The organism is Pseudoalteromonas sp. JC3 (assembly GCF_030291895.1).
Lineage (GTDB): Bacteria > Pseudomonadota > Gammaproteobacteria > Enterobacterales > Alteromonadaceae > Pseudoalteromonas.
In genome coordinates this window covers 1087538-1101806 of sequence record NZ_CP127855.1, presented here as the reverse complement: position 1 = coordinate 1101806, position 14269 = coordinate 1087538, and the positions used below count along the sequence as shown (strand labels likewise).

13 protein-coding genes are annotated in these 14269 nt (G+C 46.6%); 7 read left to right on the top strand and 6 right to left on the bottom strand.

From position 1 onward, the window contains the following. Window positions 1-66: 66 nt before the first annotated feature. The 3 genes from argS to QSH61_RS04405 all read right to left on the bottom strand — a co-directional run bounded on the left by argS (window position 67) and on the right by QSH61_RS04405 (window position 4327). Window positions 67-1809 (bottom strand): arginine--tRNA ligase, encoded by a 1743-nt coding sequence (argS, locus tag QSH61_RS04415; RefSeq protein ID WP_010604442.1) that lies wholly within the window; start codon window positions 1807-1809, stop codon window positions 67-69. 24 nt (window positions 1810-1833) lie between these two features. Beyond that, window positions 1834-3423: a peptide chain release factor 3 gene (prfC, locus tag QSH61_RS04410; RefSeq protein ID WP_206471848.1), complete on the bottom strand. Its 1590-nt coding sequence runs from the start codon at window positions 3421-3423 to the stop codon at window positions 1834-1836. A gap of 256 nt (window positions 3424-3679) precedes the next feature. Beyond that, on the bottom strand, window positions 3680-4327 hold the full coding sequence (locus tag QSH61_RS04405; RefSeq protein ID WP_000854920.1) for a LexA family protein: 648 nt from the start codon (window positions 4325-4327) through the stop codon (window positions 3680-3682). Between the two features lie 117 nt (window positions 4328-4444). On the opposite strand from QSH61_RS04405, the gene QSH61_RS04400 reads away from it, so the two are divergent. Genes QSH61_RS04400 through eexS form a run of 7 tightly spaced genes read left to right on the top strand, consistent with a single transcriptional unit; the run spans window position 4445 to window position 8120 of the window. After that, complete coding sequence (locus QSH61_RS04400) at window positions 4445-4696, top strand: helix-turn-helix domain-containing protein (RefSeq protein WP_000451746.1); 252 nt, start codon at window positions 4445-4447, stop codon at window positions 4694-4696. A gap of 55 nt (window positions 4697-4751) precedes the next feature. After that, on the top strand, window positions 4752-5621 hold the full coding sequence (locus tag QSH61_RS04395) for a hypothetical protein (protein WP_012368349.1): 870 nt from the start codon (window positions 4752-4754) through the stop codon (window positions 5619-5621). Further along, on the top strand, window positions 5608-6270 hold the full coding sequence (locus QSH61_RS04390; protein ID WP_286123294.1) for a DUF6475 domain-containing protein: 663 nt from the start codon (window positions 5608-5610) through the stop codon (window positions 6268-6270). Before QSH61_RS04395 ends, QSH61_RS04390 begins: the two co-directional genes overlap by 14 nt. Continuing rightward, a complete protein-coding gene (locus QSH61_RS04385) occupies window positions 6257-6805 on the top strand; it encodes a lytic transglycosylase domain-containing protein (protein WP_012368350.1) in 549 nt (182 codons plus the stop codon). The genes QSH61_RS04390 and QSH61_RS04385 overlap by 14 nt, the downstream gene beginning before the upstream one ends. Continuing rightward, window positions 6802-7101, top strand: coding sequence for a flagellar transcriptional regulator FlhD (locus QSH61_RS04380; RefSeq protein WP_000210563.1), 300 nt, complete (start codon window positions 6802-6804; stop codon window positions 7099-7101). Before QSH61_RS04385 ends, QSH61_RS04380 begins: the two co-directional genes overlap by 4 nt. Next, complete coding sequence (locus QSH61_RS04375) at window positions 7098-7631, top strand: FlhC family transcriptional regulator (protein WP_000566753.1); 534 nt, start codon at window positions 7098-7100, stop codon at window positions 7629-7631. Before QSH61_RS04380 ends, QSH61_RS04375 begins: the two co-directional genes overlap by 4 nt. A gap of 57 nt (window positions 7632-7688) precedes the next feature. Beyond that, window positions 7689-8120, top strand: coding sequence for an entry exclusion protein EexS (eexS, locus tag QSH61_RS04370; RefSeq protein WP_012368351.1), 432 nt, complete (start codon window positions 7689-7691; stop codon window positions 8118-8120). Between the two features lie 32 nt (window positions 8121-8152). Here eexS and QSH61_RS04365 read toward each other — a convergent pair whose 3' ends face one another. The 3 genes from QSH61_RS04365 to QSH61_RS04355 are packed head-to-tail and all read right to left on the bottom strand — an operon-like array spanning window position 8153 to window position 14061. Then, window positions 8153-11722, bottom strand: a complete 3570-nt coding sequence (locus QSH61_RS04365; RefSeq protein ID WP_206471847.1) for a conjugal transfer protein TraG N-terminal domain-containing protein — start codon at window positions 11720-11722, stop codon at window positions 8153-8155. 3 nt (window positions 11723-11725) lie between these two features. After that, window positions 11726-13114, bottom strand: a complete 1389-nt coding sequence (locus tag QSH61_RS04360; protein ID WP_025610843.1) for a conjugal transfer protein TraH — start codon at window positions 13112-13114, stop codon at window positions 11726-11728. 2 nt (window positions 13115-13116) lie between these two features. Next, the gene (locus QSH61_RS04355) at window positions 13117-14061 is read right to left on the bottom strand and encodes a thioredoxin family protein (RefSeq protein WP_024015935.1); all 945 of its coding nucleotides are present in this window, start codon (window positions 14059-14061) and stop codon (window positions 13117-13119) included. Window positions 14062-14269: the final 208 nt, after the last annotated feature.

The window sequence follows — 14269 nt, the reverse complement described above, 5'->3', positions numbered from 1 at the left end:
ATTTCCTTTACAAAAAAGCCGCTATAAAGCGGCTTCTAGTATACCTTAATGCAAGTTAAAACTAACTTACATTTGCTCCATCACTTCGATACCAAGCAAATCTAGACCGGTTTTCAGTGAGTTAGCAACCAGATTACATAACAAGAGACGACTTTCACGGACGTCTGCAGCTACATCATCTTTCAAAATTGGGCACGCTTCATAGAATGTCATATACAAGCTCGCGAGCTCATATAAATAACTACATAATACGTGTGGCGTTGCTTCGCTGATCATCAGATCAAGTACTTCTTCCAATTGCAGCAGTTTGAGTGCAAGTGCCTTTTCCTGTGGTGCTTGAATTTGAATGCGACCAGTTAGGCTAGCGCTATCCATGTTTGCTTTGCGGAAAATACTACGCACACGGGTATAGGCGTACTGCAAATATGGCGCTGTCGCCCCTTCAAAGCTCAGCATCGTATCCCAGTTAAAGATATAATCGCTGGTTCTGTGCTTTGACAGATCGGCGTACTTCACTGCACCAATACCCACTTTACGCGCGATTTCTTGGCGTGCTTCATCAGATAAGTCAGAAGCTCTGTCAGCAAGTTTTTCTGTCGCACGGCTCACCGCTTCGTCAAGTAAGTCTGATAGCTTCACCGTACCGCCAGTACGAGTTTTAAACGGTTTGCCGTCGTTACCCATCATTGTACCGAACAGGCTCGGCTCGTAGCTGGTTTTGTCTTTTAAAAGACCCGCTTTACGTGCTGTGATCTCAACTTGGTTGAAGTGTAAGCCCTGACGCGCATCAACAAAAATTAGAATACGATCAACATCTAGCTCATTTGAGCGGTAATCACAGGCGGCTAAATCCGTCGTTGAATATAAGAAACCACCACCTGATTTTTGCACGATAAATACGGAAGGTTCACCGTCTTTATTTGCCAATTCGTCAAGGAATACTACTTGAGCGCCCTGATCTTCAACCGCAATGCCTTTCTCTTTTAATAGCTCAATTACACCGGCAAGACGGTCGTTGTAGGCACTTTCTGCCATGATATTATCACGCGTAAGCGTCACATTTAACTTGCCGTATACTTCTTCAGAATGTTTAACTGAGGTGTCGATAAACATTTGCCATAGCTTCTTACAATGCGCATCACCGCTTTGAAGTTTGACTACGTAATCACGGGCTTTATCGGCAAAACCGGCTTCGTCATCAAAGCGCTTTTTCGCATCACGATAAAAGCTTTCAAGATCCGCAAGTGCGACATTTTCAAGGTCAACACCTTGGTTTAGCAAATCTTCAAGGTGTGCTATCAACATACCAAACTGGGTACCCCAGTCGCCCATGTGGTTTTGGCGAATAACGGTATCACCACGGAACTCAAGGGCACGTACAACAGCATCACCAATGATAGTTGAGCGCAGGTGACCTACGTGCATCTCTTTAGCAAGGTTTGGCGAAGAAAAATCTACCACGACTTTGTGAGGCTTAGCATGTTCAGCAACACCTAGCTTGGCATCCGTATTTGCCGCCTCTAGGCTTGTGGCTAAAAACTCAGGCTTGAGGTGAATATTAATAAAACCTGGGCCTGCGATTTCCGTTTTTTCTGCAAGATCAGCAACATCTAGGTTGTCGATGATCTTCTGCGCCAACTCCCTTGGATTGGTTTTTAGTGCTTTGGCAGCCCCCATCGCACCGTTAATTTGGTAATCACCAAACTGAGGACGCGTGCTTTGTGTTACCGCTGGGTTTGTACCTTCAGGGATACCAGCCGCTTGCATCGCTGCATTGGCTTTTTCAATTAAAATACTTTTGATGTTCATCTGTTTTCCTTTAATGCGCAGCGATTAGTGTTCACGAGTTTCATGGAACTTCACGTCAGGGTAACGTTCCATAGATAGATTCAGGTTTACGCGACTTGGTGCGATGTAAGTTAGGTTATCACCACCATCTAGTGCCAAGTTTTGCTCACACTTACGGCGGAATTCAGCCATTTTCTTCTCGTCATCACAGCTTACCCAGCGTGCGGTCTGAACCGTTATACTCTCGTAAATCGCATCCACGTTGTATTCAGACTTTAAACGCGCCACAACCACATCAAACTGCAGCACACCGACCGCACCTACGATCAGGTCGTTGTTGATAAGCGGCCTAAATACCTGTACCGCACCTTCTTCAGAAAGTTGTACCAAACCTTTTAAAAGTTGCTTTTGCTTGAGTGGATCTTTTAGACGAATGCGACGGAATAGCTCAGGCGCAAAGTTTGGAATACCGCTAAATTTAAGCGTTTCACCTTGTGTGAAGGTATCTCCGATTTGGATCGTACCATGGTTGTGTAGACCGATAATATCACCCGCAAACGCTTCTTGAGCGCGTTCACGATCACCGGCCATAAAGGTTACCGCATCTGCAATACTGACTTGTTTACCAAGACGCACATGGTTCATCTTCATGCCCTGGCTATATTTGCCAGAAACAATACGCATAAAGGCAATACGGTCGCGGTGTTTTGGATCCATGTTTGCTTGGATTTTAAACACGAAACCAGAGAACTTTTCTTCGTCGGCTGTTACTTCACGGTCATCGGTTTGGCGTGGTAGTGGTTTTGGTGCCCACTCAGTTAATCCATCAAGCATATGGTCAACGCCAAAGTTACCAAGTGCCGTACCAAAGAACACAGGAGTTAATTCGCCAGTTAAAAACAACTCACGGTCAAACTCGTGTGAGGCTCCAATTACCAACTCAAGCTCTTCACGTAGTTGCTCAGCTAAGCTTTCACCCACAGCGGCGTCAAGCTCGCTGTTATCTAGTCCTTTGATAATGCGTTTATCTTGAATCGTGTGACCTTGGCCTGTTTGGTACAAAATCGTTTCGTCACGATGGATGTGGTAAACGCCTTTAAATTCTTTACCACAGCCAATTGGCCAAGTAACCGGTGCACACATGATGTTGAGCTCGGTTTCGACTTCATCAAGTAGCTCCATTGGGTCACGAATATCACGGTCCAATTTGTTCATAAAGGTAACGATTGGCGTGTCACGTAATCGTGTTACTTCCATTAGTTTACGAGTACGATCTTCTACACCTTTTGCTGCATCAATCACCATCAAGCATGAGTCAACCGCGGTTAACGTACGATAAGTATCTTCAGAGAAATCTTCGTGTCCTGGGGTATCAAGTAGGTTCACCAAAGCATCATTGTATGGAAACTGCATCACGGAAGTTGTTACCGAGATACCACGCTCTTTTTCCATTTCCATCCAGTCTGATTTAGCGTGTTGATTTGAGCCACGGCCTTTAACCGTACCGGCTTTTTGTAACGCCTTCCCGAATAAGAGTACTTTTTCGGTGATAGTGGTTTTACCCGCATCCGGGTGCGAGATGATAGCAAAGGTCCTTCGCTTATTGATTTCATTAAGAAAATCTTGGTTTGCCATGTATAAATTCTTTTAGTTTGTACACGGATTTGTACACACTTTTGGAAGTACTCTCTTTTCAGTTCTTCGCTTGTCAAATCCGTCGTGTTAATCGTAATTGGCCGCTATTTTCGCTGATCTTGACTTTATAAACAATCAATGGTTATCTAATCGGTTACCATTTACTCTCAGCGTGCGCCAATGCTCAGTTGTAGCTGTTTGCAATCGTTGCTTCTTCAGCTCATGAACAACTGTGGCTAAACCACAAATTCCTTCGCTACCAGAAATCGATGATAGCTTGTCGTACTACACCGATGATGGTGCAGTTGCCGTTGATCGGTATTGCAGGGTATTGCGGGTTCAAAGGTTTTAGGTACTTCTGTTCACCATCAATAACTAACTGCTTAAAGGTTGCTTCTTTCGAATCATCCAAACGCGCAACAACCAATGAACCTGAAGAGTAAGGTAACTCAGGATCAACAACGATCACTGCCCCCTCAGGTATGGATTTTTTTCCGCTTGGATTTTCCATACTGTCGCCTTTTACGCGAAGTGCGAAACAACCCTCATGTGCTTTCCCAGTGACTTCACGCCACTCCTCAGCATCTTCATGGGCAAATCCCTCCGCTATTTCAGTCCAATCACCGGCCTGAACCCAGTTAATGAGAGGAATTCTTCCCTTAATATCAGGCCCGACTTCTACATTACCGACCCCCAAGCCAATCTCGCCATCACCTGTGGCGAGCCAATGAGCATTCACGCGAAGCGCCTCCGCGATCTGCATGGTGTAACGAGACCTAGCCGATTTACCAGAGCAAATCTGGCTGATCGACTGCTGTTTGATACCAATGCGACGAGCCAACTCAGACTGAGTTACCCCAGTAAGCTGCAAGGCATGGTTTAGTCGTTCGGATAAAGTTTTCATAAGCCCGCATTCTACAAATAAAACTGTAGTCTTTCAACAATTTTAACTGTTGACTTATCTACAGTTTAAACTGTAACATTCAATCTTGTAACAGTTATTATTGTAACAGGAGACGGTATGGAAGTGTTCAACACGACACAAAAACATCTCCGCCGTGCCATTGACTTGGTCGGCGGGCAATCAGCATTAGCACGAGCCATCAACTCAAAACAGCAAAACGTCTGGTTTTGGTTGAATAAATCAGGGCGTGTTCCCGCTGAATTCGTTTTACCCATCGAACAAGCTACGCAAGGACAGGTAACCCGATCCCAGTTAAGACCGGACATCTATCCCGAATGCCCAAGCGAGCTGAAAGCCAGTAACCAGTAGGATTAAGGGCAAATAATGGTCAGCATTTTACGTAAACACAAAAGCGAGTTCCTCCATGCGTGATTATGGCAAGGTCTATACCCGCTTTTGGCTAAAGCAAAACGTTTTGTCCTGGAGTGACTCAGCTAAGTTGCTAGGACTGTATTTGCTTACATGCCCACATTGTAATTTGCTTGGCTGCTTTCGATTGCCGATTGGTTACGTTGCTTCTGACTTGAACTGGGAAGAGCAACAGGTTGCCAAGGCTCTAAATGAGTTAGAACAAGATCAGTTCCTCATTCGTTGCGAGGAATCCGGTTGGACTTTGATTCGGAGCTTTCTGAAGCACAACCCAATCGAAAACCCTAACCAAGGTAAGGCAGCCTTTCGGTTGCTTAAAGATGTACCTGCCGACTTCGTTGGTATGGCATCGCTTTTGAAATCTCTTGCCGCTTTTCAAGCTCGGCTTCCAGAAGAATTTTCATCATTGTTTATGCCTGATGGCAACCCGGTAAGGGACTCTCAACGGTCGGATGACTCTGAGAGAAGCAATAAGCCAACAGTTAAAACTGTTAACCAGATACAGTTCGAAGACTTCTGGGATGTACAAATACGCAAAGAAAAAAAAGCGAAAGCCAAAGAAGAATGGCTTCGCATGGGCCTCAATGAAGACCATGAACTCGCCTTGGAAGTGCTAACACGCTGGAAAGAGCAACGAGACAACCGATTGCAGTATCAAGATCGGACTAAGACCCCTATGCCACATAACTGGCTTTTAAACCGGCAATGGGAAGACGAGTACGTTCGCATTGATGAAGTACAGCAATCATCGACGAGCCTAAAGGGCAGCAATCACCAATTGAATATTGAAGAAAGCAATCGCCGCATCGCCGAAAGCTGGGCCGGACCAGGTATTCGGGAGGTTCGTTCAAGTGCAGGAGGTTGATAAACGCGAGTTTGCTGAGGTTTGGGGAGCCGCTTGGGCCATGTATGGCAAAAGCGTATCACCGCAATTGCTATCCATCGCATTTGAAGCCCTTCGTGCTTATAGCATTGAAGAAGTGCGAATCGGTCTGACTCGGCATATTCAATCACCGGATACTGGGCAATTTTTTCCAAAGCCCGCTGACGTCATCAAGCATATCGACGGCAACTCGGGCTCAAGAGCCATGGTTGCTTGGAACAAAGTTGACAAGGCTGTTCGTCAGGTTGGCGCTTGGACATCAGTGATGTTTGACGATGCGCTTATCCACCGCGTGATTTCAGATATGGGTGGATGGGTTGAACTCTGCAAGGTTGATGACAGGGAATACCCCTTTAAGCAAAAAGAGTTTTTAACACGCTACCAGGCTTACTTGCTGCGGGACGAAGTGGGTGAATACCCAAGGCTATTACAGGGTATTGCAGACCATCAGAACCAGCAAAAAGGATTTGATATGCAAGCGCCTGTTGCCGTGGGCGACTGGTCAAAAGCGGCACAAGTTTACACGAGAGGTATCGCCAACTTTAGCGCAGTACCTTTAAAAAGAAGAAGCCCGAAAGCCATTCAGGCGCTTCTCGGAAATCAATTAGAGGACAAAAATGAAAACGATTAAAGCAAAAACCATTGCACTAGCGATAGCCATGTCCGCAAGCACTTCAGTCTATGCTTTTCCGGGCTATCAGTGGGAAAAAGCAGCACAAAGCGTTGGTATTGATCCAGTCATGCTCTACGCCGTTGCCTTGGCTGAGTCCGCCTCACATCGCGGTCTCAACATGACCAGTCCATGGCCATACGCAATTCGCAATGGTTCAAATGCAACCTACGCCAAATCTCAGACAGAAGCGGAGCAACTGTTAAACCAAGCACTGCAAGAGAGTGAAAAATACCAGCTCGATATTGGCCTAATGCAAATCAATTTGCATTGGCACGGACATCGGGTGAGCTCAGCGGCGGAACTGCTAGACCCCATCACCAACCTTACCGTCGGCTCCAGTATTTTGGCCGAAGCAATCAAGTCTTCACCTAACGATTTAGAGCTTGGCATAGGCCGCTATCACAGTTGGAACGAAGAGCGTGCACGCTGGTATGGGCAAAGAGTGCTTTCTATTTATCGCAATATTTTACATGAACTGGAGGTCCGTCAATGACAACCAATCAACAAGACTTCTATCAATTAAACTTGGCGTACCTGCACGCAGCACGGGAATTGGCGCGCATTGATCCGCAAGAGGCTGTCTTGCGCTTTGGACTTACACGCGATGTGGTTGATGCTCTGATTAATGCTGGTGTTGACGACCTGCAACGAGTAGCGACCTCATCATTCATGCTGTTTCAACCAAGGGGTAACCAAAGCCAACTGATTGAGATGGTGAAGAGCAAAGGCACAGGTATCCCAAGAATCGCTTATTTATTATCAACCCTAAACAACAAGGGGGATGCATGATTGATAACCTGTCCAAAAGTGAGCTGTTTACCCGAGCCTCGCTACTTATTAAATACGGATTTAGGACAACCATTATCGCGCTCGATACTGGTTTGCCAATCCACATTATCAGAAGGCTTCACAAAGAAGTGACTGGCAAGTCACCTTGCCCTGGTCAATTGCCAGAATCTGATGCCATTGTTAAAAGCAGAAGAGCCTTAGTTGAAGGCTCCCTGCTGATGGCGCTTTATGTCAATATTGGTGGTGATAATGTCTACAAGCAATTAAATATTGATGCTTTGATGAAGGCTTACGATGCGTACTTGGTTGCAAGGGAAGAAGCAGATCTTCCAGCTGAAATCCCCTGGAAAAAACTAACCATCAATGAAGGTTGGGTTCTAGCTCGTGATTTAAGATCACAGCTTGCATCCTTACACCGGTGTCGGTGCGGCAGTCTGTATTTGACGGTATCACAACAGCGCATTCAGCTTAAATGCCCTGTGTGTGAGATTATGGCCGAGCAAACCACTAGAGCACTTTTTGAGAACTAACATGCTGATGCATGATTTGATTGTGCACCGCCCGTGCACTTTGAGAGTACTAAGAAGATGACAAACTTACTTAAATCTTTAACAGCACGCTGCTGGTTTATATCACTGGGGCTTTTTCTGGCGACTTTGGCTGCGGCTCATTTCTTTCCATCAGAAATATTAACGGCATCTGCCAAGTTAGCGGCTTTGCCATTTCTGTTCTGCACCGTCGTTTTTTTCAGCTACTTGGGATTCAAAGCGACCTGTAATCCCATCGGACTTATAGCCATAATCACTATGCTTGTAGCAATCGCATATTGGCAAGCGAGTTGGACAATTGTTGGTTTGGGACTCTTTTTCTTAGCTATTTGTACTGGAATTAGATTCTTGAGTAGCCAAGTTAAAGATTCGGGTAGAACTTTGAGCATTGAAGAAAAATGGTATTGGTATAAGCTCCATTCGTTTTTTGATGGCTTTTATCCAAGGTATCCCAAAAAGCCAAAAAAATAGCCAGCCAACCACAAGCTGGCTACCTTCTATTTTCAGTTCCTTCCTGATGCCTGGTTATAGGCCCTAATATCGATCAAGTTGTTCTGAGCATAATCTCCCGCAAGCGATGCATTTGAGATCACCGCTATCTGCTTATCCACAAATGCTTTATCTTCTTCGGACACACTGTCAGGAATGTAAGCGCCACTCTCATCCTTTTGACGATACTCATTTAGCATTTGCTCCCTTAGACCTAGCATTTCAGGCGACCAACTCGATGAGTCTTCAGAGTTGAATACGCGCCCCGCCAAACCTTCATTGAAAGCTTGAGCAAACACTTGACTTTGAATCGGGGTCAATCCCATTCTCTGCCCTTCGCTGTATGCTTCCTGTTTAAAATCATCGGCGTACTGTTCTAAGAACTCACCGTATCGATTGTTAACTGCCGCACCGAATGCCCCAGCCAACATGGCTTCAGACTTAGTGCCCCAGTTAACTTCGGAGGCATACTGCGAACTCGATCCACTGTATGCATCATTAAACGCCGTCAAAGGATTTTCCAAAGAGGTTCCGGCATCAACGGCTGCTTTTAACCCATCCCATGTTGATTTGCTGGCCACAGTTGCATTGTGCAAGAAACCTCGTGAGCCAGGTTCTGCAAGGGCTTGCTCCTTGTAACTCTCATAGTCTTCGCCAAAATGATTCAAGGTATGCAATGCTGCATCAGTATGCTTGCCACTGAAATCACCAATAGCACTGGCGCTGTTGAAGAACATTTCAGCACCAGAGACTCCGCTATCATCAGCCATAATGCGAGATCGCCACTGAGAGCCAGCTTCACTGTTTAGTCCAGATTGATAGGTACTTGTGTCAGAAGCTACGGCCTGCTGGGCTTGTTGCTGATGCGCATTCAGCTGTCCATCTACACCAGAAAGATTGGTTTGGTAAGCAGATTGAGCCGAATTGAACTGCGTTTGAACTGTTGCAGCATCCTCATAGCCTCCCAGAACACCGGATTCAACTTGGCTTTGAGTGCCACCAAAAGTAGGTGCCGTTGATGACAAGCCTTCATTAGAGCGTGGCTGAATAGATCGTAAATCGGCTCCGGTAGCCATGGCCATAACAGTCATTGCTGCTTGATAGTCATTGTCTCGTTCAGCGGGCGTAGAGGAGTTGCTATAGGTTAAAGACTCCATAGCTGCGGCCACATACGCCTGATTATCATCAGGTAGCAAGCGCTGATACATTGGAAGGTTTTCACGTAATCGGTTACCTGCTTCAACATGCTGGTTCATATAGCGACCTAAATAATCCATGACTTCAGGATTATCCGCTGCTAATCGAGTTAACGTCGCACCATCCGTGTTCCTTTGTCCTGATAGACTGTAGCTGGCCTGATCAAGCTCACTAAAGCGGTTTGATGCCGTGATAACGTCTTGTGCTGAACTCTGAAGTGACTGATAGTCTTGATTAGACAACGACATCTCAACGCCAGAGCGTCTTGAATCTGAAAGGTCCTTAACCATCGCATCGCGAAACTCAGCACGTCGTGAATCACTCGATGCCAAGCTTTGCATCTCCCCAGTGAGCGTATTTGCGGTCGTAGACCGAGAACTGCCTTCTGACGACTCAACTTGGCCACTAAAGTTACCACCTAGATCCAACCCAGCTCGTACCCTTGATAGTTTTGGTACACGAGATGAATCTGGCTTATCAACTCCAGGCAAATTACCTTGTGGAGAATCATTGCCTCCCGTTCCAAGAAGCCTCCCAAGAAAACCCTTATCGGCAACTTCTTTCTCACCGGGATTAGTAATGGTTCCATCGCCACCAACCCTTAGTCCGCCAGATAACACGCCCGATACCAAGCCACGTACAGCGTCTTTTTTATCGTCTCCGAAACCATACCGTGTTTGCAGGTCATCAGTGACCTGATTAACAACGGCGCTAGATGCGGAATTAGAAGAACCAATCTGACGTCCAACCGAAGAAAGGTTGTCGTAACTTAGCTTTTCACCAAAAGTTCGGCTCATGGTATTGCCAACTTGACGGCTAAAGGCTTGAGTTGCCTGAGTCATGGATTCTTTTGCAGAGCCGACCATTGAACCCACCGCATTTCCGACAGAGAAACTGCTAAGTAGGTTTGACGCGCCGGTCATAGCAGAACCAGTGAGGGCTGAATTTTGGAACATTGACTGTGATTGCATCACCGGGGCATTTTTCGCGACATCTGGACTTGCCATCTTTTCATCAATTGCATCACCGTTTTGAAGACGTCCAGCCAAGTGGGTAGCGGTTATTGCTGAGCCATACACGAGCATGAGCGAAATCGCCGGAACACTCGACGCCAACATGCCGCCAGTAGCTATCCAGGTTTGCAGCACTGAATCCATCTGCATCATCCCAGCAAAAGATGGCACTTCTGTACCTGCAAAGGCATCAAGAGCCGACATTTTCCCTGCAACGGTTAAATGAATATACAGGTTAATGATGGCCATGACAGGCATCCAAAGTTGAATCCAAAGCAGGATTAACAAGTACTTCCCGGCCATTCGCATCCCGATTTGGCCAAGGGCAATCACAAAGGCCATCAATGGGGTGATGGCGTAAATGAAACCCTCAAAAAACGTCATCATCGGACGAACGATACTTTGGAACAGGGTCTGCTCCGCCGCCCATTGCGTATTGCGCTGCTCAATCGCTTGGTTAACCATCACGGCAGCGGTGAAAGCTTGATCATCCATATACTTGCCCGTCACGCTTTGCTCATAAATAGGCAAAAGCACCGACGAGGTCATGTACTCTTGGGTGTTAACCGAGGCCAAACCAAGATTATTCAGTGCATTTCGGATCACGTCATCAGTATCCGTTGCTGACGAAGTCCCCAATGAGGCTGACAAAACCTGTTTAAGCCTTGGAATGAAGGTTGATTCTGTCATGAGTTTCAGTTGGCTATAGGCATCGGTGCAGTCCAGATCGCTACTGCTACCACTGAGCATGATGCGTGTGCCATATATGCGCGAATCAAACCTAATCGCAGTCATCGGGTTAGGTTCACTCAGCACCTGATCTAGGTTCTTTTGGCCGATGTCGATGCCAATCAAGGTGCATTCTTTGATGTAGTTAAACCACGATTGCTCGATATCTGAGCCACCGACACGATTTGCATCACCCAACCCAGAGCGATCCATCACCTGTTTTCTCACTTTAATCAGTGACTGTAAACTGGATGCAAAGCCGTATTCCGTCATGGCGGGGGTTGAGAACGCCGTTTCAAACAATCGCGTGATTTGAAAGCCAACAGTCGAAATCGTACTGCCTGCGGCAGCAACACCGATGGGCACATTATCAACCACTCGAACTTGTCCCGTGTACGCATCCTCAATGCTCACTCGGGTACTGGGCCCAAACATGGTTGCAAAGACTAGCCATGAGACTAAAACATGTTGAAAGTTAATCCCACGACCACCTTGCATTAAGGCCTGAACAGAGACCATCAATACCCCAATGAGCAAGCCAATGCGAACCATTGAAGTAAAGTCGCCTGTACCAGTGATCATCGCGACAGCGTTCAGGACCTGCTCTAAAAAAGCCGAATCCCCGATGGAATAGATTTCCCACATGACCTATTCCCCCAGCGCCGTAGATTTAACGGTGTAATAACGCTGTTTGCGAATGGTCTGAATCACCTGGTTAAAATGCGCCAGCAATTCTTGCTCTGAGCCGTATCTTCGCTGCAACGCAGCGTACTCCTCATTGATTTGGCGACGTGCACGTTCAAGGTCTTCGGTTAACAACTTCGCATAGGCATGATCTTCCACACCGGAGGTACTTCTAGCTGCATTGAGCATGTCTTCAACCAATGCTCGGGCCATCTCAACAGCAATAAATGGTGCCGCTCTTGAAGCAAACGACCTAGCGGCCCCTTCATTTAATGCAGAAAGTGTTCGAATCATACCGCCAATGCTCGCAGGAGCCGAGGTCATAAAAGCCTTTTCGGTGGTGCTAGCAGCCCCTGTATTTCGAGCAAACTTAAAAATAATGCCGTTACTAGAACCTGTACCAAGAAGTAAATTTTCTACCTGAGTTGATAACCCGGTAAGAGTCACGTTAGTGATTGTCGGATTCAGACAGCCGTCTTGTGTCACTGTGTCACATCGGTACATAGCGACGTTACCGCCATGAATTAGATGCTCAATAGTCACTTTATTGCCATTCAATCTGGTCAGTTTTGGGGCTTTACCTTGACCATCAGCCGCATTAGCCAAATCACCAACGATGATCGAACCCGTCACCGACATAACCGCTTCAAGAAAACGGTCATCCCCCGATGCAAACCAGCTTGATGCCGAATGACGTTTCAGTGCTCGCCAGACCAAGTTACCTTTAATCGTTTTATTCACATCAGATGCCGCGACACTTGAAGCATTCTCATAAGGGTTCTTACCGTTGGACTCACTCCAACTGGTAAAAATGTCTCCAGCCCCTTTAAGTGAGCTCAACATGCTGGCTTCTGTTTGCCCCTTTTTACCAAAAGCAGCCAGGGTATCGTTCACGACTCCCTGAGCCATTTGACAGGAATTGCCAAAATACTCGTTCAACTGCTGGATTTTCTTTTGCAGTGTCTCCATGTGCTGAGAGCATTTCTCACACATAGCACTGAGCGCCAATTGGAATGCGTACCCCTTGGCATTTGCCGCTACAGAGCGAAGTAATTGAACAAACTGATCTGCATTAACAAATGACAAACTTCCAGCGAACATATCAATGCCGCCACAACCTGCTTGGAATGACGGAGGCACCATTGAGACGAGGTTCTCGTTCATGATCCTGTTACGGACAACAACGCTTCCACCAGATATAACGCCACGCCGCTGACTCTCGAATACACCAGGCGCAGTGGTGTTGGTCATTGAACCAAACAATTGATTCATCTCCTGTTGCAAGCTTGCTTGGCTCATAGACGAAAAACCAATCGCACAGGCGATTAGCGATACTCGGAATACTTTTTTCATTGTTATAACCCTCCTTGTGCACGCAGATAGCGAACAAGGAACTCAGGGTCCTGTAATATCTTTTCGTTAAGCTCTTGGGCTGACATCGCGAGTGACACGCCGGGTTGAACAGGTCTGGTGGCATAGTAAGTTTGATCGTCAATCCAACCGGCTTGATGGGCTGCGAGAATGATTCGATTATTGAGCTCATCAAGGCTCATTGCGCCTTGTCCAATCGGAGTAATAACGTTAGGCGGGTCAACTAAGAACACGGCAGGGACAGTCGTAACGGACAAGGATTGGGCTTGTCCTGAATCGACTTTGTAATTGGGAAACTCTCCACCGGGTAAAGGCAAGCCATCGACAGCAATAGCAAACACCTCGAACCCATAGTTCAAGGCCATAGATTCGATGATAGGCGCTTGAGCATGGCAATAAGGGCAATCCGAACGATAGAAAAAGAACAAACCAGCCCGCTTCGCTACTTCACCTAAAGCTACATCACGTTGAGCGCCAGCTTCTCGATCCATCCGATTGGCAGCATAGGTCGCCAAGGGTCTGCGACTGATTTCATCCAAAACAGGATCGCCCATGACCACCTGCTGACTAACATCAGCAAACTGTGAGCCCTTATCCATCATAACGCGCTGGAGATACAGATAGGCTCTGACGTTCTCATTCGTCGGCTCATCAATTGCCTTGTCCATGAACGATTGCATATGCTCTCGGAACCATGCGGCACTGAAGGGCTTTAGTTCGCTCTGACTGGACTCCACGACACCAGTTTCCGGCTCTATCAGCTCATCAGGCTGCTCAGGTTCAGGAATAACCTGATACCAAAACCAGCCTTCCTGACCACGCTGATAGAATGGTCCATCACTGGCATGGGCGGGCAAGATGAATAGCAAGAAAATAATGATTGGGATGGTCACCCATAGGATGAACCAAGGGAACAAGGGGGTTCTCATTGTCAGCTCCAGAAAATTTCATAGAGCTAACATGCTAAAGATCCCCGTCAGGGCGATTAGCCAGATAGATGAATGAATCGTGTGTGTTTCTGACTAGCTGTCTTGACCAGTAACAGCTAACTTTAATGAGCCAAAAATATGGTTTTCCGTTTTGAGCTAGGAGCGGACATCGAACTATCAAACTTTGCAGAGGAAATATAGCTGTGGG